The sequence below is a fragment of the Nocardia sp. bgisy118 genome, from assembly GCF_057708605.1.
In genome coordinates this window covers 85,845-103,847 of record NZ_JBYISM010000016.1, presented here as the reverse complement: position 1 = coordinate 103,847, position 18,003 = coordinate 85,845, and the positions used below count along the sequence as shown (strand labels likewise).

The window sequence follows — 18,003 nt, the reverse complement described above, 5'->3', positions numbered from 1 at the left end:
GAAAGGATGCGCCACACGCCATGAGCAGCATCGTCGAACCGACCGTCGTCATCGTCCCCGGAATGCGCGACCACGTGGCCGAACACTGGCAGACCCTGCTCGCCGACCGGCTCGATCGGGTGCGCACGGTACCGCCGCTCGAACACCACCGGCTCAGCCGGACCGCACAGGTCGCCGCACTCGATGCCGTGCTCGGCGACATCGACGGCCCCGTGGTGCTCGTCGCACACAGCGCGGGCGTCATGACCACCGTGCACTGGGCCCAGCAGGCCACCCGGCGGGTGCGAGGAGCGTTGCTCGCCGCCCCGCCTGACTTCGAAACGCCTCTGCCGCAGAGATATCCGTCGATCGAGGAGCTCGACTCGCACGGCTGGACGCCGATCCCGTGGCGGCGGCTGCCGTTCCCGAGCATCGTGGCCGCAAGCACCACCGACCCGCTCGCCGCCTTCCGCCGCGCGGCGGCGATGGCCGAGGCATGGGGCAGCCGGCTGGTCGGCCTCGGTGATGTCGGCCACCTCGATCCCGCCTCCGGTTACGGCTACTGGCCGCGCGCGGAGGAGCTCCTGCGGGAGCTGCTCGACACGTCCGCACGGGCCGCGACCGGAGCAGAGGTCGCCGGGTGAGCAAGGTCTTCACTTCGGCGGCCGACGCCTCGGGGGTACCCGCATCCGGGCGCGCGGCCCGAGCGCCATCGCCGACCGCCACCGACCCGCGACAACATCAGCCGAGGATCATGGTTCACTCCGAAACATTCTCTCCGCCAATCATTCTTGAAGACGCCGGCGCATCGGCGCGACCGCACGGAGTCACCGGCCGTACCACGAGTTGGGTACAGGAGTACTGGCCCGGGCTCGCGCTCGCCGCCGTCGCCGTCACTGCCGTCTCGATGTTGGGGCGGTTGCTGCCCGGTCTGAGCCCGCTGCTGGCGGCGATCGTCGTCGGCGCGGTCGCCGCGAACACGGTCTCCCTCCCGCAGCGAGTCCAGCCCGGATTGCAGTTCTGCTCGAAACGCCTGCTCCGTATCGGCGTCGCACTGTTGGGCCTGCAAGTGACGTTCACCGACATCCTCGGGCTCGGACCCGCGGCGCTGGCGGTGGTCGTCACGGTCGTCGTCTTCGGTATCGGCGGGACCATGATGCTCGGCAAGATGCTCGGCCTGAACTGGACCCAGCGACTGTTGATCGCCTGCGGCTTCTCCATCTGCGGAGCCGCCGCCGTCGCCGCGGTGGACAGCGTGGTCGACGCGAAAGAAGAAGAACTGCTGACCACCATCGCGCTGGTGGTCGTGTTCGGAACGGCGCTCATCGCGATCATCCCGGCGACCGCCCACGCCATGGAACTCGGCGACTCGGCCAGCGGTATCTGGGCCGGAGCCGCGATCCACGAGGTCGCGCAAGTCGTCGCCGCGGGCGGCGCGCTCGGCGGCGGCGCGCTCACCATCGCCGTCGTAGTGAAACTCGCCCGCGTCGTCCTGCTCGCCCCCGTCCTCGCAGTCATCGGCTGGCAAGTCCGCCGCCACACCCCAGACTCCGCGAAACACCGCACCACACCGTTGGTTCCGCTGTTCGTCCTCGCCTTCCTTGCCTTCGCGGCGCTCCGCACCACCGGCGCGGTGCCCACCGTCGCCGTGGAAGCCGCACGCACACTTCAGATCACGCTGCTCACCGCCGCGATGTTCGCACTCGGCACCGGCGTCCACCGCAGCACCCTGAGCCGGATCGGCATCCGCCCCCTTGTGCTCGCCACCGCGGCCACCATCTGGATCACCGCGCTGGCGCTGGCCGGTGCACTACTCGCAGCTTGAGCCGCAATGACGTCGCCGAATCTCGCACCACCGCAACGATTCTGCGCGTCTTCCCGCACAGCAGCTGCGGCAACCTTCGGCAGGCTCGGGTCCAGAGCTCTCTGCCCGGTCATCCCGCACCCAGCACACGCCAGGCTGATCCGGCCGGGTCCGGCACCTAACGCCCATCGAGAAGTGCTGCTGCGGTGGCAATCAGCACTCGGTCTGCGGTTTCGTCGCGGTGAGCGGCTATGCCCGAGCGGAACAGTGCGGCTCCTTCGACGATGATGGCGAACACTCGGGCGCGAGCTCGGCAGATCTCGGGGGCGAGGTCGGGATTGCGCGCGACGATGACCTCGATGACATGGGATTGGTAGCTGCTGTAGAACTTCTGGATCTCGGAGGCGACAGTCTCGTCGCGTCCGGCCAGCGCCCACAGCTCGGTGTAGATCCGCGTCAGCCGGGGATCGTCGTGTTCGGCGAGCAGGGTGCGGACGAGGTCTTCGGCGGATTGTTCGGCGACCGGCCGCGCCAGCAGCGGTTCGAGGCGCCGGAGCGACGATTCCAAGGTCCGGCGCAGGACCGCGCCGACCAGGTCGGTACGGGTGGGGAAGTAGTACTGGAGATGGCCGAGGCGCACTTCGGCTTTCGCGGCGACGGCGCGCATGGTCAGCTCACCGTAGCCGGAGTCGACGAGGATCCGTTCGGCGATGTCGAGCAGATCGGCCCGGCGCTGCTCGCCTTTGGTGGTGGCTCCCGCGCGCCGGGCCTCGCCGCCGGGGTGGGTCATGCGGCCCTACCGGTCGCGATGACGGTGTCGATTCGCGTCTCGACACCGTAGGCGGCGAGTGCGTCCGGGACGTGCGACGGCACCGGAGTCTGCTCGGGGAAGCGCACGCCGTTCGCTGCGGGCGCACCGTCGAGGCCGAGTACTCGTCGCACTCCGAGGAACGCACCGACCGCGGTGAGATGCGCCTGCCCGGCGGGATCGGTCACCACCGCGCGGCGGGTCAGGCCGTCGCGGGTGACGTCGACGCGCACCTGAGCGGTGCCGCCCGCACCGGGCGCGTACAGCAGGGCCCGGCGGGCGCCGGTGAAGCAGTCCCCGCGTCCCCATCGGAAGAATCCGAGCCGTTTGACCGCCAGCAACGCCGAAGTCGAAGCGGCGGAGCTGAATCCGATCCGGGTAGCCGCGGTGACGGTGCCCAGCGTCAGCGGCAGGGTGAACTGTTCGGGGGTATCGATACGGACGACCCGGGTCAGGGTGTCGCCGATGCGGACGCGGCGGGAGTCGGTGAGCGGCATGATGGTGTGCCGCTGCCCGTCCTGGACCACCTCGTAGTCCAGTCCGAGACGGTCCATGAACTCCACCGAGTCGGCGCCCGCACGGTCGCGCAGGTCCCAGCGGATCGCCACCTCCACGGTGTCGGCGCCGCCGAGCTCCTCGGCCAGATGTGCGGCCACGAGACTGGTGACCCCGCCCATCCACGCCGACGACAACAGCACCGGCGCAACCGGATTCAGCATCGCCGCCACTGTCGCGGCGCGCTGTAGACGCGCGGTCCAGCGGGTGATGTCGACCAGCGGCGCCCCGCCGACGATCGCCGCCCGCAACACCCGATCGTCGGGGTCGTTGACCGCACTCACCACCGCCCGCACCCGAGCACGGAACGGCGCGGGATCGGACAGATCCCAGACCCGCAACGCCGCTCCGGTCGCCGCGGCGAGGTCGCGCCCTCGTTCCACCGATCGCCCGGTGAGCAGCAGCGGCAACGACGGGGCCGCCAACCGCGCCAGCTCGGCGCCGACGGTTCCGTATCCGCCCACGAGCAGGACCGGGCCATTCGCATCGAATTCGAGTTCATCGCTCACGTACCCAATATAGGTCAACCGACCTAAAAACGATCGGGCGCCTATGGGTGACCGATCGGACCGCAAGATCCAGCGGAACGTCGTTACGGCACGACTTCGATGATGTCGCCGGGCTCCAGGTAGTAGAAGAACTCGCGCGCACCGTCGGGGGTCATGCGGATGCACCCGTGTGACTGCTCTTCGATCGGGCCGATGTGGGTGGCGATGTCACCGTCGAAGAACACCGCGTACTTCATCCAGACGTGGTGCATCGTGCTCCAGTGGTCCTCGCGCTTGAAGTCGACGTCGAAGACGCCCGCCCGGGTCAGGTAGCCGGGCCTGCCGTGCGAGATCGGGGTCGGGCCGTAGGTGACCCGGCCGTTGTCCATCAGCCACGCCTCATTGGTCGACAGGCGCATACACCCGCGCGCCTGGGCGGAGCACGGCGCCACCACCGGCGCGGGCGGAATCAGTGGGGGCGCGATCAGCGGAGGCACGCCGGGGATGTCCGGTCCGCCGGGCCACAGCGGTTCGGCCTGCGCCGGGAGCGCGACGGCGAGTCCGGCCACCGCCGTGCCGATCAACAACGCGAGTCGCGCCACTGGGCGCAGTCGACTCTGGCACTTCATGGATCAGACCTGCCTTCCCCTCACCCCGTCGTGGGGACGTGCCGACCGCGGGGCGAGGGAATACGCATGGGCGACACGAGAGTCCGAGCTGACCTAGAAGTGTTTTCGATCATTGTGAAGCGGCTCTGGACCCCCGCGGGACAAATCGGACGCGACCGGTAGGCAACCGAGTCGATCTCGATAGCGTGGCGTGCTTGCCATCTTCGAGTTGTTGTGATTCCGCCGGAGATGGCGGCGTCAGGGCACGGAACTGATGTTCGGTCAGCCGAAGAGGCCGGCGCGTGCGGCCGTCAACGCCAGTGCCGCGGCGGCGTCCGCTGCGCTGTCGGTCACCCGCTCGCCGGTGATCAGGACTCGGAAATAGATCGGCGCCGCAAGGCTTTTGATCAGTTCCGCGGGATCGGCGCCGGAGGGAAGCTCGCCGCGCGCGATCGCGCGCGGCACGACCGGCAGCGCCTGGCGGATTCGATCACGGAAGACGTGCCGAATGCTGTCGGGCGGCGACGGCAGCCCGGCGGCGTTGGACACCATGACCGTGAGGACAGCCTGGCCGGACGGGCTGTTGATCCACGCGACCAGACTCCGCGCGAGCGCGCGAAGATCGCCCTCGATCGAACCCGTGTCGGGGATCGCTATCTCCGCGGCGACGCTCTCGGCCAGCGCATCGGCGATCAGGGCGTCACGGTCGGGCCACCGCCGGTAGACGGTCGTCTTGTGCACACCGGCGCGCTGGGCGACGTTGTCGACGGTGAACGCGGTGTAGCCGTGTTCGCTCAGCTCGTCGACGGTCGCGGCGAGCACGGCGGCACGGACCTTCGGCCCGCGTCCGAGGGGTGCGGCAGAACTCATTGCAACTCCTTGTTGCGATATCGACGGCAACCGGGCATGCTGACGATATCGCAACTCGGTGTTGCGATCGTGCGATGGGAGTTGCGATGCTGTCGAAATCCGTCCGTGCGGCGGCGCTGTTGTTTCCCGGGCTGCTCGCAGGGGCGTTCGGATACGGCGCGGTGAACGTGCTGTACGCGTTTCGTGAGGTGCCCCTCGAGGTTCGGTTCACGTTTCATACCGCGCTGATGCGAGTCAACGGCGTGGTGATGCAGTCGCTGATGGGCTTGGCCATCCTGAGCACGCTGCTGCTGGCAGCGCGATCGAGGTCATGGCCGCGATGGGTCGCGGGGAGCGCGTCCGCGCTGACGCTCCTGTCGTTCCTGGTGACCCGCCTCGGGAACGTGCCGATCAACCAGCAGATCAAGCGCTGGGCGGTGGGGACGCCACCGGACGATTACGCCGACATCCTGCGGCGCTGGGAGCTGTTCCATATCACCCGGACCGGGTGCGCGCTGGTCGCATTCGTCTTGGTGATCGCGGTCGTCACCGGATTCATCGGGGCCGGCGCAGACGATCGGCCACCGAGCGCTGCCGCCGACCGGCCCTCGATGGATGCCAACGCCGCACACTGAAGGAGGATGACCGGGTCCGTGGAGCGGGCCGGTGCGATATCCGCACCGGCCGCGTCACATCCCTTCCAGCCCTGGCGAATTCAGCTCGCGGCGCCGAACCAGCGAGGCAACTTGTCGAGCAGATCCCGCTGATCGTCACCGACCCATGCCACGTGGCCGTCCGGCCGCAGCAGCACGGCGGGCACGTCCAGTTCCTCGCTGACGTCGACGACGTGGTCGACCCGATCCGCCCACCCGGCAACCGACAGCAGGCCGGTCTGGTCGAGCAGCAGTCCGCGGCCGCTGTGCATCAGCTCGTAGAGGCGCCCCCGCTTCAACCCCACGTCCCGCATCCGCCGTCCGAGCAGCTCATGCCCCTCGCCGAAGTCGTAGCGGACCCCGATCGCGGTGATCTTCTCGATCAAGTACCGGTTGACCTCTTCGAAATCCATCAGTTCCGCCACCAGTTTTCGCACAGCCTGCGGTCCCGGCTCGAGGGACATCAGCTGCATCATCGCGCGGGTGTTGTCCAGCACGTCGGCGGCCACCGGATGCCGTTCGGCGTGGTAGCTGTCCAGCAGCCCCTCCGGGGCCCATCCGCCGACCTCGGCGGCCAGCTTCCACCCGAGGTTGAACGCGTCCTGGATACCGAGGTTGAGCCCCTGCCCGCCGGTCGGCGGGTGGATGTGCGCCGCGTCGCCCGCCAGCAGCACCCGGCCGACCCGGTAGCGCTCGGCCTGCCGGGTCGCGTCGCCGAAACGGGACAGCCAGCGCGGTGAGTGCACGCCGAAGTCGGTGCCCGCGACCGCCCGCAGCTGCTGCTTGAACTCCTCGAGTGTCGGCGAGACGGTACGGTCCTCGGCCACCCCCGCGGCGGGCACGATCACGCGATGCACCCCGTCCCCGAGCGGCATGGCGCCGAACCGCTTCTCGGTCTTGCGGACTTCGGCCATCACGGCGGCCAGTGTCTCCGGCGGCGCGTCCACCACCATCTCGCCCAGCAGCGTCTCGACCCGGCTCGGCTCGCCGGGGAAGCCGACGCCGATCAGCTTGCGCACCGTGCTGCGTCCGCCGTCACAGCCGACGAGGTAGCGCGAGCGCAACTCCGTGCCGTCGGCCAGCTCGACGGTCACCCCGTGCTCGTTCTGGGTCAGGCCGACCAGCTCGCAGCCGCGCCGGATCTCGGCGTCCAGCTCGGCGGCGCGTTCGGCCAGCAGGCGATCGGTGATGGGCTGCCGGATGCCGAGCACGTAGGGATGCGCGGTGTCCAGCCGCGTGGGCCACGGCTTCTCGATACCGGCGAAGAAACCACCCACCGCGAACTGCTGGCCGTGCGCGAGGAACCGCTCCAGCAGACCACGCTGGTCCAACACCTCGACACTGCGCGCGTGCAGACCGAGCGCGCGAACGAACGGAGTCTGCTCCGCCTCCTTCTCCAGCACGAGAACTCGCACCCCGTGCAGCCGCAACTCACTGGCCAGCATCAAGCCGGTCGGTCCGCCCCCGGCAACGATCACATCGAACATGAACCGCCCATTCCCTCGAGGTTTGCGTTTTCGGCCAGCTGCTTCGCGCAGCTCCGCGACGCACACGCACGTCACAGATCCCTGATTTTCAGCAGGTACTGGCTTCGGCCGGACATTCTGCGGCACGACCGGGGTCTTGCCGCAAGACCCCCAGTGCGCTATATGTTGAAAGTGGCAGAGAGTTTTTCTCGCCTATGGCGTCCGGTTCGGACGAACGAATCCCTCCCGAAACGGTGACTCGCTGCGCACACGGCAGCACTTTCGCCTTTCAGCTCTCCCGCGCGGGTCACGATGTCACCGTCGTCGCGCGCGGATCCCGGCTGGAGCGCCTGCGCCGCGATCAGGCGATCGTCACCACCACCGGCGCACAGGCCGCCGTGCGCGTCGCCGCCGAGTTGGACACGACGACGCCATGGGATCTCGTGCTGGTCACGGTCCTCGGGTCGGAGGTCGACGTACTGCTACAGCGCCTGGCCGACTGCGCCGCGCGCACTGTCATGTTCATGTTCAACATCTTCGAATCCCTCGACCGCTTCCGCGACGCGGTGGGACCGGAGCGCACGGTAGTCGGCTTTCCGGCGGTGGTGGCAGCCATTCGAGACGGCGAACTGGAGTTCACCGTTCTGCGCCGTGGCACGCCGTCGACCGTTTCGGACGAGCGTTGGGCGACAGTCTTTTCCGACGCCGGGATCCCCTCGACCGTGCACCCTGATATGCAGGGTTGGCTGCGGACCCCACGCGGCATTCGTCGTGCCGGTGCTGCTGGCGGGGCAAAGTGCGCATCGCACCGGCCACGGTCTCGGCCGACGCGAAGCGACCGCACTGGCCCGCGCCCTGCGCGAGGGATTGAGCCTCGTGCGCCAACTGGGAAACACCCTCACCCCCAGCCCGATCGGCATTCTCGGCCGCCTGCCCATCGTCGTGATCGCCGCACTACTGTGGACGGCCACCCGGCTGCCGGTGTTCGTCAGAACGAGCTCGGTGGCGCCGACAGACGAACTGGCGGCCCTGATCGACGAAATGGATTCCACCGCACCACCAGGCACACCGGCTCTACTGGCCGTCCGCCCCGAATAGCACCAGACCTCCCCGACTCACGGCCGACAACGGTTTTCGCCGGACGAAGCGAACCACCGGCGAATCGACGCCGGGCTGCGCCAATGCCGTTGGCGAATTCTTGTCGTCAGCGACATATGCTCGGAGACAACGCATCCGGCGCGTCCATGTGTTTTCCACGAATGGCCGATTTCGGCGATCGATACCGGCGGACGCACCTTATCGTCGAGACGTGCAGGCGAAAAAGGCGCTCCATGGATTCGATCTTCCTGGTTCGCAAAGGCACTCCGAGACGGCGGCTGCCAATCCTTCGGCGACAAGAGTGGACGACACACCCGTCCACGGACTGTGGCGGACGCAAAGATTGCCGCAGGGATTCGAGTGCCGCTGGCGAAGTGCCGATTTCGGCCACGAGTCACCGGGCGACGCCTTCGCGCGACAATCCTTCGCAATCGCCGAATTCACCGTGTTCTCCTCCGGCGGAGCACATGTCGTCGAGAGAACACTGCCCACACTGTTCGGTGGCGGCAGCATCATCGCCGACATCGACGTGCCGGAAGCCGCATCCCGCGGACTCCTGTTCGCCCTGGGCAACCGGGGCGGCGGCGTGGCCGTCTATGTCATCGACTCGACACCCCGAGTCGCCGTCACGACCGCAGCCGGAACACTGCACGTGCGAGCCGACCGGATACTGCCCCCGGGTCTGCACCGCGTCGGCTGCGTACTGCGCCCCATGGGCGAGAACCTGCACGTCGGCGCGATGGTGGACGGCACGGTGGCCGGAGGCGCCCACGGCAACCACCGGCTCCCGCTGACGAACCCGCGCGAGCCCACGATTCTGTCCGTGGGCTACGACTGCGGACTCCACGTCGGCGATCGATACCAGCCGCCGTTCGCCTGGAATGGAACGCTGCATCGTCTGAGCATCGACGCATGATCCGCTACCGCGCGGCCCGCCGCGGAATGACGTCGGCGTCACGGTGACTGCGGGCCACCATCGCCGAGCGCAGATACCACAGCCCGGACGCCTGGGTCGGGTCGAAATCGATGAGCTGACCGATCCGTTTGAGGCGGTAGTCGACGGTGTTGGTGTGCACATACAGCAGCCGCGCCGTACGCTGCCGGTTCAGATTGGTGGCGATATAGGTCTTCAGCGTCTCGAGGAACTCCGGATACTCCTCCAATGGATCCAGCAGCGAGCCCAGGAAGTCGCGGGCCGGGCCGGGCCGGGTCAGCTGATACTCCAACGCCATGTCGTTGAACCGGTACAACCCGGAGTCGAACTGCAACCGCTGCACCATGTCCAGTTGCTCGTGCGCCTCGTCAGCGGCCTCGGGAATCCGCCGCAGTCCCGCCTCCACCACGGTCGCCCTGACCGGAGTCTGCGCGGCGTCCGTCAGCCACTTCACCAGGAATTCCAGTGCGGCGTCGTCGAACTCGGCGGCGGGCAGCAGAATCGTTCCGCCGTCGACGCTCAACAGCGACAGCGCGCTCTCCCCGCACCGGGTGGCCAGCTCCGCCTGCACGCGACGTAGTTTGCGCCGCGCCACCACTTTCGGATCGAGCTTGGGGTTCGATTCGTCACGGTGGGGCGGAATGTGCACCGCCAGCACGTGATAGGCGTCGGCGATCGGGACGCCGCACTCGCGCGCCATGGTGGAGGTGCTGTTGCCGCCGAGCAGCGCCGAGGTGAGCGTATGCACGGCGGTATGGTGCTCGCTGACAACCGCTTTCAGCTCCCGCACGTAGGCGACCGACACGGTCGAGCTGATGGTGTCCAGAATGTCCATCAGCCGGCGCGCGACATTGACCAGCCTCTGCTGGTCGCTGGTCGTCGCCTTCGCCAGGACGATATCGAAGCCCAGCTTGAAACCCTCGTGTATGGCGTGCTGGATGGTGTCGATCGGGATGCCCTCGCGCGCCCATTGCGCGGCGGTCGCGCCGATCCGCTCGATATCCGAACCGATGCCCTCCCCACCGTCGAGCATGCGCATCGCCAGCTCGATGCACACGCGCGTCACCGCGGCCACGTCACCGCCCAAGGCGTCACCCGGCAGGGTGTTACACGGTGCGACGGTTTGCAGAAAGTGCCCGACCATTCGCTGTGAGATCGCGCGAACGTCCTCGAGATGTGTCGATGCCGGTCGACCTGACACCGTAAGATCCGGATCGGCCTGCTGTGCGGACATGAAAGCCTCCCGCGGGGTAGTTCACGTCCCGCCACCGTAACCCGCACAATCTTCGGCGACCGCCGCTCTCGGGCGAGTTTGTGGCAGCTGAGCAACGTCCCGACGCGCTTTGTGCGGAGAGACAGATTGATAGAACGACCAGTCCCACCAACAACTTCGGTTCTCGTCGGCTAGCTGCTACCGAACGGACATCGGCGATTCGTTCTCATTCGCCGTCGCGACCGCCCGAATCGCCGGACCCGTTGGCCGCCATGGCCATTGCGCGGCGCTCGCCATCGGCGTCGGTGATCGCGGTGGGAATCTTCGGCAGGGCGTGCGGATGGTGACGGCCGAGCCAGTCCAGCAGTTCCTCGCGGACCGCGCAGCGCAGGTTCCACGCGTCGTCGGCGTCCGCCGCCGACATCGTCGCGCGCACCACGATGTTCGTCGGTGTGCTGTCGGTGACGACCAGATTCCAGTTGCGGCGATCCCACTCCGGGTGGTCGCGAAGGTAGTCGTGCAGGTGTTCGCGCAGCAACGGCACCGGCGTGCTGTGGTCGAGGTGCAGGAACACCGTGCCGGTGAGCTGCGAACCGCCCCGCGACCAGTTCTCGTACGGCTTGCTGTTGAAGTAGGAGACCGGCATGGTCAGCCTGCGGTCGTCCCAGATCCGCACGGTGAGAAAGGCCAGGGTGATTTCCTCCACGGTCCCCCATTCGCCTTCCACCACCACCGTGTCGCCGATCTTCACCGAATCGCCGAAGGCGATCTGCAACCCGGCCATGAGATTGCTCAACGTCGACTGCGCCGCGACGCCCGCGATGATGCCGATCACGCCGGCCGAAGCCAGCAGCGAGGTGCCCAGCGTGCGCAGACTCGGGAACAGCAGCAGGATCGCCACCGCGGCGGTCGTGACCACCAGCACCGAGGTGACGATGCGGCGCACCAGTCCGAGCTGCGTGCGCAGCTGACGCACGCGCGAAATCTCGTTCGTGCGTCCGGCATAGCGCCGCAGCATGTTCTCGGCGACCGCGTCGGCGGCCCGGATGACCAGCCACACCGCCGCCATGATCGCCGCCGCGGCCAGGATGTTCCGTATCACCGCGTCTTGTCGCAAGTTCAACTCCGCCAAGGGATAGGCGGCATGCAGCGCGATCGCGCCGAGCAGGGCCTGCACAGGCGACTGCACCCGGCGCAACAGCATCGGCAGGTGCGTATCGGGACGATGTCGCGCGCTGTAGCGCAACATCCCGTCGACCAGCAGCCCCGCCGACACGGTGATGGCGACCGTGCCGAACAGGACGATCAGCGGCCGCAGTACGTCCTCCACGAGATCGAACTCCTCTCGTCGTCACGCGGGCCACGGTGCGCTTCGGCAGCGGAAACGCACCGCGGCCCGGGTTTTCACAGCAGTGCCAGCGTGAAACTCAGCACGCAGAGCACGAGAACCCATGCGGCGATGGTCAGGTGGATGGAACCCGCCTGCTCGGCCGAGCCGGAACGGTGTCGGCGATCGGCACGATACTGCGGGCGCGAAGCCGAAACGGCCACGTTGTCCTCCTTCGGTCGACTTGCCTCAGCCACACGCATACCCGCTCTCGCCGAAGATCGACATGAAGACTTTGTTGCGCATCCCACCTCGGCCGCCCCGGCTCGTCAGCGTGGTCCGTCGGGGAGGCGAGTGTCAGGATTCGGCGTACTCACCGGCGACCCGATTGGGCCGCCGGTGGTCTGCGGGGTCGGCTTACGACCGCTCCCCTCAGTGCGATTGCCCGCGTCGAGACAGCAGCGATTGCAGGACGACCAAGGCCCCGAGGGCGAGCACAGCCACGCCGATCACGCGCAGTCCGAACTCGGCGCCCGAGACGAACGCCGCGACGACCTCGTGGGCACGCGCGGAGGTGATGGTGGCGAGCGCCTCGGCCACGGTGCGCGGATCGTGGCCGGCGCGAATATCGGGTGGCAGCGCGGCGACGAACCGGGAGTTGAGCGCAGTGCCGATGACCGCGACGCCGAGCGCGCTGCCGAACTCGCGGGTGGTGGCCTGCAGTCCGGCTCCGACTCCGGCCTGGGCGGGCGGCAGTGACGTGGCGATCGCGCCGGACAGCGTCGGAAGTGCCAGTGTCACACCGATTCCGGTCACGACAAGCCATGCGGCGTAGGCGGCGTAGGGCGTCTGCTCGGCGCTCGTGGAGATGCCCAGCAGTCCGCCGCCGACGAACACGAAAGCGAGGGCGACGGTGGCGTCGTGACCGATGCGGTGCACGAGGCGTCCGACGTGCCGGGTGCCGAGAATGACCGGGACGGTCAGAGGGATGATGCCCAGCCCGGTGTGCAGGACGCCGAATCCCTTGCCGTATTGGAGAAACGACGCGTTGACGTAGAACAGCGCGAACATGCCGAAGAAGACCGCCGTCATACCGAGGCAGGCGCTGCGCAGGCGTGGCAGGCGGAGTATTCGCGGGTCCAGCAGCGGGTGCTCCACTTTCAGTTCGACGAACGTCCAGATTGCGAACAGCGCGGCGGCACAGCAGAATCCGGCGATCACCAGCGCGCTGTCCCAGCCCGCCTCCGGACCTTGAACGATGCCGATCAGCAGCGCGACCGACGCGCCGACGAGCAGCACGGTGCCGAGGGGGTCGAGGCTTCGGTCACTGCGCGGCGACACCGGCGCGACCAGGCCCACGAGCGCGGCGAGGATCAACGCGGCCGGGATGCCCGCACCGAAGAGCCAGCGCCACGACCCGCTCGTCAGCAGAGCTCCGCCGCCGATGTTGCCGACGACTCCGCCGATCCCGGTCATCGAGGCCCAGGTCGCTATCGTCGCGCTCCTGCGTTCGGCGGGTACCGCGTGCAGCAGGATCGCGAGCGTGTTCGGCAGCACGGCGGCGGCGCCGATCCCCGTGACGGCGCGGCCGGCGAGCAGGACGGCGACATTCGGCGCCGCCGCGGAGATCAGCGCGCCGACCCCGAACAAGGCCAGCCCGGCGAGCAGTATTCCCTTGCGCCCGAAGCGATCCCCCGCCGCTCCGCCGGGGATCACCAGGCAGGCGAAGCAGATCACGTAGGTGTCGACGATCCACACCAGCGCCGACGCGGACGGGTGCAGTGCGCTCGCGGCGAATATAGGAACCGCGAGGTTGATCGCGGCGACCATCCCGACGACGAGGACGACGCATGCGCACATGACGGCGAGTAAGCCGCGCCGGGCGACGGGGCGCGCGGACGCGGCCCGTGATGGTGGGCTCAGAACAGTTGATCGCATGGCGATGACGGTATTGACCTGCGACATCTCCGTGCCACGCAACTTTTACAATTGACGATTGCGTAGTATGCAATTGTGCCTGGGCAGCTCGACCTGAACCTCCTGCGTGTGTTCGACGCACTGCTGCGGGAAGGGAGCGTCACGGCGGCGTCGGAACGGCTGAATCTGTCGGTTCCGGCCACCAGCCGAGCGTTGGCCCGGTTGCGGCGCACGATGGGCGACCCGATCTTGGTACGCGCCGGTCGCGGGCTCGCGCCGACACCGTTCGCGCTGCGCACCGCTCCGCGCGTGCGGTCACTTCTCGACGAAGCCGAGGCGTTGATCAGCGCCGATCGAGAGATCACCGTCGCGGAATTGCAGCGCACGTTCACCATTCGCATCAACGACGGCGTCGCGGCGACGCTGGTGACGACAGCGATCGAAGCCGTCTCCGCGGCTCCCGGCGTGACCTTGCGGTTCGTGACGGAAGGCACCGAGAGCATCGAGGCGCTGCGTGACGGCTCGGTCGACCTCGACGTCGGTGTCGGCGATGTCGACGCTCCCGACATCCGGAACGCCGTCCTGTATCGAGAACGGCTCGTCGGCGTCGTCCGCGCGGGCAGCGCACTGGGCCGTCACCGCAGCCCGACCTTGGCGCAGCTGTGCCGATATCCCCACGTCTCGGCCTCTCGCCGGGGGCGCGCTCGGGGACCGCTCGACGACGCGCTCGCCGCCGCGGGCCTGCACCGCCACGTCGCCGTCGTCGTGCCGACCTCGGCCGTCGCCGCGCTGTTGGTGTCCGCGAGCGACTACGTCGGACTCATCCCCCAGCGCCTCGCCGAACAATACGGCCGAACCCTCGGCATCCGCTGGTTCTCGATCCCCGCGGACCTGCCGGACATCGATGTGCGACTGCTCTGGCATACGCGGCTCGACGCGGACCCGGCACAACGCTGGCTGCGCGACACGATTCGCGAGGCGCTCAGCGCTCCTCGTACCAGTTGACGGCCGCCGACCGCGGGCCCCGAAAGCCGTTCCCGCGGTGGCCCGCTCGTCGCTACTGCATGGCGAAGCGGAGCAGCGCCTGCTTGTCGCCCTGCTTGATCTTGCCCTTGCGGTTCAGGACTTCCAGCTGCCACGCACCGCCGTTGCGGAAGGCGCGGGCCACGGCGTTGGCGTTGTCGGTGCCGAGCAGGGAGGGCCAGATGTCGGCGACCTGCTGGCTGTTGCCGCCGGTGGCGTCGTAGATCTTGAAGGAGATGTTGTTCGCCTTCTCGAACGAGCTGCCCTTCTTGAAGGCCGCAGCCACGAAGACAATGGCATCGATGCCGCCCGGCACTTCGGCGAAGGTGACGTGCACCGTCTCGTCGTCGCCCGCGGCCGCGCCCGTCTGCTCGTCGCCGGTGTGCAGGACCGCGCCGTTGCCCAGCGGGTCGAGCGAATCCAGGCCCGCGAAGCGGACCGGCTCGCTGCCCTGCATGAGAATTGCGATCAGGTCCAGGTCCACGCCGCGCTTGCGGCGCGCCCAGCCGAGCGCTCCGCCGCTGGTGCCCGCCGAGGGATCCCAGCTCACCCCGACGCTCAGCTTGGCGATGCCGGCGAGATCCGCCGCGCCGTCTTCTTTCCGGAGCGTGATCATTGCCCGCTTCCCCTTCTACCGTCCGAGTCTCGGCGGTGGCTCTCGCTCGGGCGCAACGCCCCTGGTCTCGACCACGACACTACCCATGAACTCCGGGGCCGTACAACACGAATCAGGCCGGGGCGACGAGCGGGATTGCCCGGCCGTGCCTTTCGCGGGCACGGCCGGGCAGCGGCGGCTCGGATCAGGCCGCGGCGGACAGTGCCGCGAATTCGTCGTCGGTGAGCGTGATTCGAGCGGCGTCGATGTTCTCCTCGACGTGGCCGACCGAGGAGGTGCCGGGGATCGGCAGGATCACCGGGGAGCGGCGCAGCAGCCAGGCCAGTGCCAGCTGGGCGGGCGTCGCGCCGTGTTCCTTGGCGATGGCGTCCAGCGGGCCGCCCGGCCGGGCGAGCTCACCGGTGGCGATCGGGAACCACGGGATGAACGCGATGTTCTCGGCCTCGGCGTACTCGAGCACTGCCTCGTCGGCGCGGTTGGCCAGGTTGTAGAGGTTCTGCACCGAGACGATCGTCGCGATCTCACGCGCCTGCCGCAGCTGCTCGACGCTCACCTGGGAGACGCCGATGTGCCGGATCTTGCCCTCCTGTTGCAGCAGGACGAGTTCACCGAGCTGGTCGGCCAGCGGCACCTGCGGATCGATGCGGTGCAGCTGGTAGAGGTCGATGCGGTCGACGCCGAGGTGGCGCAGGCTGAGTTCGGTCTGCTGGCGCAGGTATTCCGGCCTGCCGACCGGCCGCCAGTCGCCGGGACCGGAGCGGGTCAGCCCGCCTTTGGTGGCGATGACGAGATCGTCGGCGTAGGGGTGCAGCGCCTTGCGGATCAGCTGTTCGCTGACGAACGGCCCGTACGAGTCGGCGGTGTCGATGAAGTTCACGCCGAGTTCGACGGCGCGGCGCAGCACCCGAACGGCCTCGTCCGGATCCGCCGGATCGCCCCAGACGCCGGGACCGGTGATCTGCATGGCGCCGTAGCCGAGGCGGTGGACGGGGAGGTCGCCGCCGAGGGCGAAGACGCCGGACGACTCGGCGGGACGGGAGGTGTCCGTGGTTGACATGGGGAAACCTTTCTGATGGAAGACGATTCGCGCGGGCAGCGCCGGCTACGCGCCCGCGTCGCGCATCATGCCCGGGAACGCTTCGACGGGCTCGTCGATTCCATCGCGCGAGGAACCGGCGGATGGTCCGGCAGCGAGCAGCCCGGCGAGCACCGCGTCGATCGCCGGATCGAACAGGCCTCGGGGATCCGACGCGGATTCCAGGCCGATCACCAGCGCGATGCAGATGTCGGCGGCGGTCGCGGGCGGCACGGAATCCGCGGCGCCCGCGGTGTCGAACAGCTCGATCAGCAGCGCGCGCAGGTCGCCGGTGAACGCGGCGCAGACGTCGCCGAACAGGCGCGCCTTGGCGTCGAGCAGCTCCGCCGCGTGCGGTGAGTCCCCGCGCAGGCGTAGCACCAGCTCCAGCTTCGCCGCCAGAACGCCCCGAATGCGTCCGTACGCAGGGGCATTCGCCGACGCGGCGGCACGGGCGCCCGTGAGCGCCTGATCGTGCAGCCGCTCGGCGAGCCTGCGCACGGCGTCGTCCTTGCCGCGAACGTACTGATAGACCGCCGACCGGGACACGCCCATGGTGGCGCCGATGTCGTCGACCGTGGTGCGCCGCACGCCGTATCGCGCCAGGCACTCGTAGGTGGCGTCGAGGACCTCGTCGAGCCGGTCGGTGGCCATGATCAGAACAGTTTCCGCAGCAGCTCCTCGGCGACGCCTGCCGAGGAGGCGGGGTTCTGGCCGGTGATCAGCGTGCGATCGGCGACCACGTTCGGCGACCACGGGTCGGCCTCGCGGAAGTCGGCGCCGATCTGCACCAGCCGGTCCTGCAAGAGCCACTTGGCCTTGTCTGCGAAACCGGCTTGCGTCTCTTCGGCATTGGTGAAGCCGGTCAGCGTGTAGCCGGCGAAGGCGTTGGTCCCGTCGGCCTTGGTCGCGGCGAGCAGCGCGGCGGGCGCGTGGCACACCACGGCCAGCGGCTTGCCGGAATCCAGTGCGGCGGTGAGCAATGCGCCGGAGGTGGCGTCGACGGCGAGATCCTCCATCGGCCCGTGCCCGCCGGGGTAGAACACGGCGTCGTAGTCGGCGAGGTCGACGTCGGCCAGCGCGATCGCGTCGGCCAGCTCGGAACTGGTGGACACCACCCGCGCCCGGTGCTCCGCCGTCTCCTGACCGCCGTTGACCTCGGGCGCCAGGCTGCCCTTGTCCACGCTGGGCACGACGCCGCCGGGGGTGGCCACCACGACCTGGTGGCCCGCGGCTTTCAGCGCCTCGAACGGCACGACGAATTCCTCGGCCCAGAATCCGGTCGGGTGCTTGGTGCCGTCGGCCAGTGTCCAGTAGTCGACACCGGTCATCACGAAAAGAACTTTCGCCATTCTCGTCTCCTTGTTCGGATTGTTCGGAACCCGCGAGGGTTCGGTCATCGGTGCACGTCGTCTCGTCCGGATCAGGTCGCCATGTCCACGGACTGACGTTCCGCGTCCGATCCGTCAGTGGCGACACCGACGACGGTAGGCCCGATCCGCCGGGCATCGCCAATAGGAATCGACATGTGAGACATCGAAATTTCTATGGATGCGCAGTGTTGACATCACGTGATGTCAACAAATACCG

The 18,003-nt window shown here is 68.5% G+C and carries 19 protein-coding genes and 1 pseudogene; 7 read left to right on the top strand and 13 right to left on the bottom strand.

Going from position 1 to position 18,003, the window contains the following annotated elements; all coding sequences use genetic code 11:
- The first annotated feature begins 20 nt into the window (after positions 1 to 20).
- Positions 21 to 623, top strand: coding sequence for an RBBP9/YdeN family alpha/beta hydrolase (locus AC3EO7_RS20555; protein ID WP_431969373.1), 603 nt, complete (start codon positions 21 to 23; stop codon positions 621 to 623).
- A gap of 263 nt (positions 624 to 886) precedes the next feature.
- Positions 887 to 1,804: a YeiH family protein gene (locus AC3EO7_RS20550; RefSeq protein WP_431969375.1), complete on the top strand. Its 918-nt coding sequence runs from the start codon at positions 887 to 889 to the stop codon at positions 1,802 to 1,804.
- A gap of 157 nt (positions 1,805 to 1,961) precedes the next feature.
- On the opposite strand, the gene AC3EO7_RS20545 is transcribed toward AC3EO7_RS20550, so the two are convergent.
- The 4 genes from AC3EO7_RS20545 to AC3EO7_RS20530 form a co-directional block, all read right to left on the bottom strand.
- On the bottom strand, positions 1,962 to 2,573 hold the full coding sequence (locus AC3EO7_RS20545) for a TetR/AcrR family transcriptional regulator (RefSeq protein WP_431969377.1): 612 nt from the start codon (positions 2,571 to 2,573) through the stop codon (positions 1,962 to 1,964).
- Positions 2,570 to 3,655, bottom strand: coding sequence for a saccharopine dehydrogenase family protein (locus AC3EO7_RS20540; RefSeq protein ID WP_435592100.1), 1,086 nt, complete (start codon positions 3,653 to 3,655; stop codon positions 2,570 to 2,572). The genes AC3EO7_RS20545 and AC3EO7_RS20540 overlap by 4 nt, the downstream gene beginning before the upstream one ends.
- A gap of 83 nt (positions 3,656 to 3,738) precedes the next feature.
- Positions 3,739 to 4,263, bottom strand: a complete 525-nt coding sequence (locus AC3EO7_RS20535; RefSeq protein WP_435592099.1) for a L,D-transpeptidase — start codon at positions 4,261 to 4,263, stop codon at positions 3,739 to 3,741.
- A gap of 261 nt (positions 4,264 to 4,524) precedes the next feature.
- Entirely contained in the window at positions 4,525 to 5,112 is a 588-nt protein-coding gene (locus AC3EO7_RS20530) for a TetR/AcrR family transcriptional regulator (protein WP_435592098.1), read from the bottom strand.
- A gap of 86 nt (positions 5,113 to 5,198) precedes the next feature.
- Between AC3EO7_RS20530 and AC3EO7_RS20525 the strand changes: the two genes are divergently transcribed.
- Positions 5,199 to 5,726 carry an anthrone oxygenase family protein gene (locus AC3EO7_RS20525; RefSeq protein WP_431969385.1) on the top strand — a complete coding sequence of 176 codons (528 nt, stop codon included), beginning with the start codon at positions 5,199 to 5,201 and terminating at the stop codon, positions 5,724 to 5,726.
- An 80-nt stretch (positions 5,727 to 5,806) separates the two neighbouring features.
- On the opposite strand, the gene rox is transcribed toward AC3EO7_RS20525, so the two are convergent.
- Positions 5,807 to 7,231: a rifampin monooxygenase gene (rox, locus tag AC3EO7_RS20520; protein ID WP_435592097.1), complete on the bottom strand. Its 1,425-nt coding sequence runs from the start codon at positions 7,229 to 7,231 to the stop codon at positions 5,807 to 5,809.
- A gap of 194 nt (positions 7,232 to 7,425) precedes the next feature.
- Here rox and AC3EO7_RS20515 point away from each other — a divergent pair.
- From AC3EO7_RS20515 to AC3EO7_RS20505, 3 genes and pseudogenes are all read left to right on the top strand, one after another.
- Positions 7,426 to 7,794, top strand: a pseudogene (locus AC3EO7_RS20515) (ketopantoate reductase family protein); the annotation flags it as partial.
- A 187-nt stretch (positions 7,795 to 7,981) separates the two neighbouring features.
- Positions 7,982 to 8,308, top strand: coding sequence for a hypothetical protein (locus tag AC3EO7_RS20510; RefSeq protein ID WP_435592162.1), 327 nt, complete (start codon positions 7,982 to 7,984; stop codon positions 8,306 to 8,308).
- A gap of 301 nt (positions 8,309 to 8,609) precedes the next feature.
- Positions 8,610 to 9,224, top strand: a complete 615-nt coding sequence (locus AC3EO7_RS20505; RefSeq protein WP_431969391.1) for a hypothetical protein — start codon at positions 8,610 to 8,612, stop codon at positions 9,222 to 9,224.
- A 4-nt stretch (positions 9,225 to 9,228) separates the two neighbouring features.
- On the opposite strand, the gene AC3EO7_RS20500 is transcribed toward AC3EO7_RS20505, so the two are convergent.
- From AC3EO7_RS20500 to AC3EO7_RS20485, 4 genes are all read right to left on the bottom strand, one after another.
- Entirely contained in the window at positions 9,229 to 10,476 is a 1,248-nt protein-coding gene (locus tag AC3EO7_RS20500; RefSeq protein ID WP_431969393.1) for a PucR family transcriptional regulator, read from the bottom strand.
- A 205-nt stretch (positions 10,477 to 10,681) separates the two neighbouring features.
- Entirely contained in the window at positions 10,682 to 11,785 is a 1,104-nt protein-coding gene (locus AC3EO7_RS20495; RefSeq protein ID WP_435592096.1) for a mechanosensitive ion channel family protein, read from the bottom strand.
- A gap of 74 nt (positions 11,786 to 11,859) precedes the next feature.
- A complete protein-coding gene (locus AC3EO7_RS20490) occupies positions 11,860 to 12,006 on the bottom strand; it encodes a hypothetical protein (protein WP_357400409.1) in 147 nt (48 codons plus the stop codon).
- Positions 12,007 to 12,214: 208 nt separating this feature from the next.
- Positions 12,215 to 13,720 (bottom strand): MFS transporter, encoded by a 1,506-nt coding sequence (locus AC3EO7_RS20485; RefSeq protein WP_435592095.1) that lies wholly within the window; start codon positions 13,718 to 13,720, stop codon positions 12,215 to 12,217.
- A gap of 75 nt (positions 13,721 to 13,795) precedes the next feature.
- Here AC3EO7_RS20485 and AC3EO7_RS20480 point away from each other — a divergent pair, with 75 nt between their 5' ends.
- Entirely contained in the window at positions 13,796 to 14,704 is a 909-nt protein-coding gene (locus AC3EO7_RS20480; protein WP_431969400.1) for a LysR family transcriptional regulator, read from the top strand.
- A gap of 52 nt (positions 14,705 to 14,756) precedes the next feature.
- Here the strand turns inward: AC3EO7_RS20480 and AC3EO7_RS20475 are convergent, their stop codons facing one another.
- The 4 genes from AC3EO7_RS20475 to AC3EO7_RS20460 form a co-directional block, all read right to left on the bottom strand.
- Positions 14,757 to 15,338, bottom strand: coding sequence for a TerD family protein (locus tag AC3EO7_RS20475; protein WP_431969402.1), 582 nt, complete (start codon positions 15,336 to 15,338; stop codon positions 14,757 to 14,759).
- Between the two features lie 184 nt (positions 15,339 to 15,522).
- Positions 15,523 to 16,395: an aldo/keto reductase gene (locus AC3EO7_RS20470; RefSeq protein ID WP_431969404.1), complete on the bottom strand. Its 873-nt coding sequence runs from the start codon at positions 16,393 to 16,395 to the stop codon at positions 15,523 to 15,525.
- Between the two features lie 45 nt (positions 16,396 to 16,440).
- Positions 16,441 to 17,067, bottom strand: a complete 627-nt coding sequence (locus AC3EO7_RS20465; RefSeq protein ID WP_431969406.1) for a TetR/AcrR family transcriptional regulator — start codon at positions 17,065 to 17,067, stop codon at positions 16,441 to 16,443.
- Positions 17,068 to 17,069: 2 nt separating this feature from the next.
- Positions 17,070 to 17,765, bottom strand: a complete 696-nt coding sequence (locus AC3EO7_RS20460; protein WP_431969408.1) for a type 1 glutamine amidotransferase domain-containing protein — start codon at positions 17,763 to 17,765, stop codon at positions 17,070 to 17,072.
- Between the last annotated feature and the right edge of the window lie 238 nt (positions 17,766 to 18,003).

Coding starts and splice junctions, on each gene's coding strand:
- rox (WP_435592097.1), bottom strand. CDS start 7,231: ATGTTCGATGTGATCGTTGCCGGGGGCGGACCGACCGGCTTGATGCTG.
- AC3EO7_RS20525 (WP_431969385.1), top strand. CDS start 5,199: ATGCTGTCGAAATCCGTCCGTGCGGCGGCGCTGTTGTTTCCCGGGCTG.
- AC3EO7_RS20470 (WP_431969404.1), bottom strand. CDS start 16,395: ATGTCAACCACGGACACCTCCCGTCCCGCCGAGTCGTCCGGCGTCTTC.
- AC3EO7_RS20545 (WP_431969377.1), bottom strand. CDS start 2,573: ATGACCCACCCCGGCGGCGAGGCCCGGCGCGCGGGAGCCACCACCAAA.
- AC3EO7_RS20465 (WP_431969406.1), bottom strand. CDS start 17,067: ATGGCCACCGACCGGCTCGACGAGGTCCTCGACGCCACCTACGAGTGC.
- AC3EO7_RS20500 (WP_431969393.1), bottom strand. CDS start 10,476: ATGTCCGCACAGCAGGCCGATCCGGATCTTACGGTGTCAGGTCGACCG.
- AC3EO7_RS20485 (WP_435592095.1), bottom strand. CDS start 13,720: ATGCGATCAACTGTTCTGAGCCCACCATCACGGGCCGCGTCCGCGCGC.
- AC3EO7_RS20555 (WP_431969373.1), top strand. CDS start 21: ATGAGCAGCATCGTCGAACCGACCGTCGTCATCGTCCCCGGAATGCGC.
- AC3EO7_RS20550 (WP_431969375.1), top strand. CDS start 887: ATGTTGGGGCGGTTGCTGCCCGGTCTGAGCCCGCTGCTGGCGGCGATC.
- AC3EO7_RS20460 (WP_431969408.1), bottom strand. CDS start 17,765: ATGGCGAAAGTTCTTTTCGTGATGACCGGTGTCGACTACTGGACACTG.
- AC3EO7_RS20535 (WP_435592099.1), bottom strand. CDS start 4,263: ATGAAGTGCCAGAGTCGACTGCGCCCAGTGGCGCGACTCGCGTTGTTG.
- AC3EO7_RS20530 (WP_435592098.1), bottom strand. CDS start 5,112: ATGAGTTCTGCCGCACCCCTCGGACGCGGGCCGAAGGTCCGTGCCGCC.
- AC3EO7_RS20475 (WP_431969402.1), bottom strand. CDS start 15,338: ATGATCACGCTCCGGAAAGAAGACGGCGCGGCGGATCTCGCCGGCATC.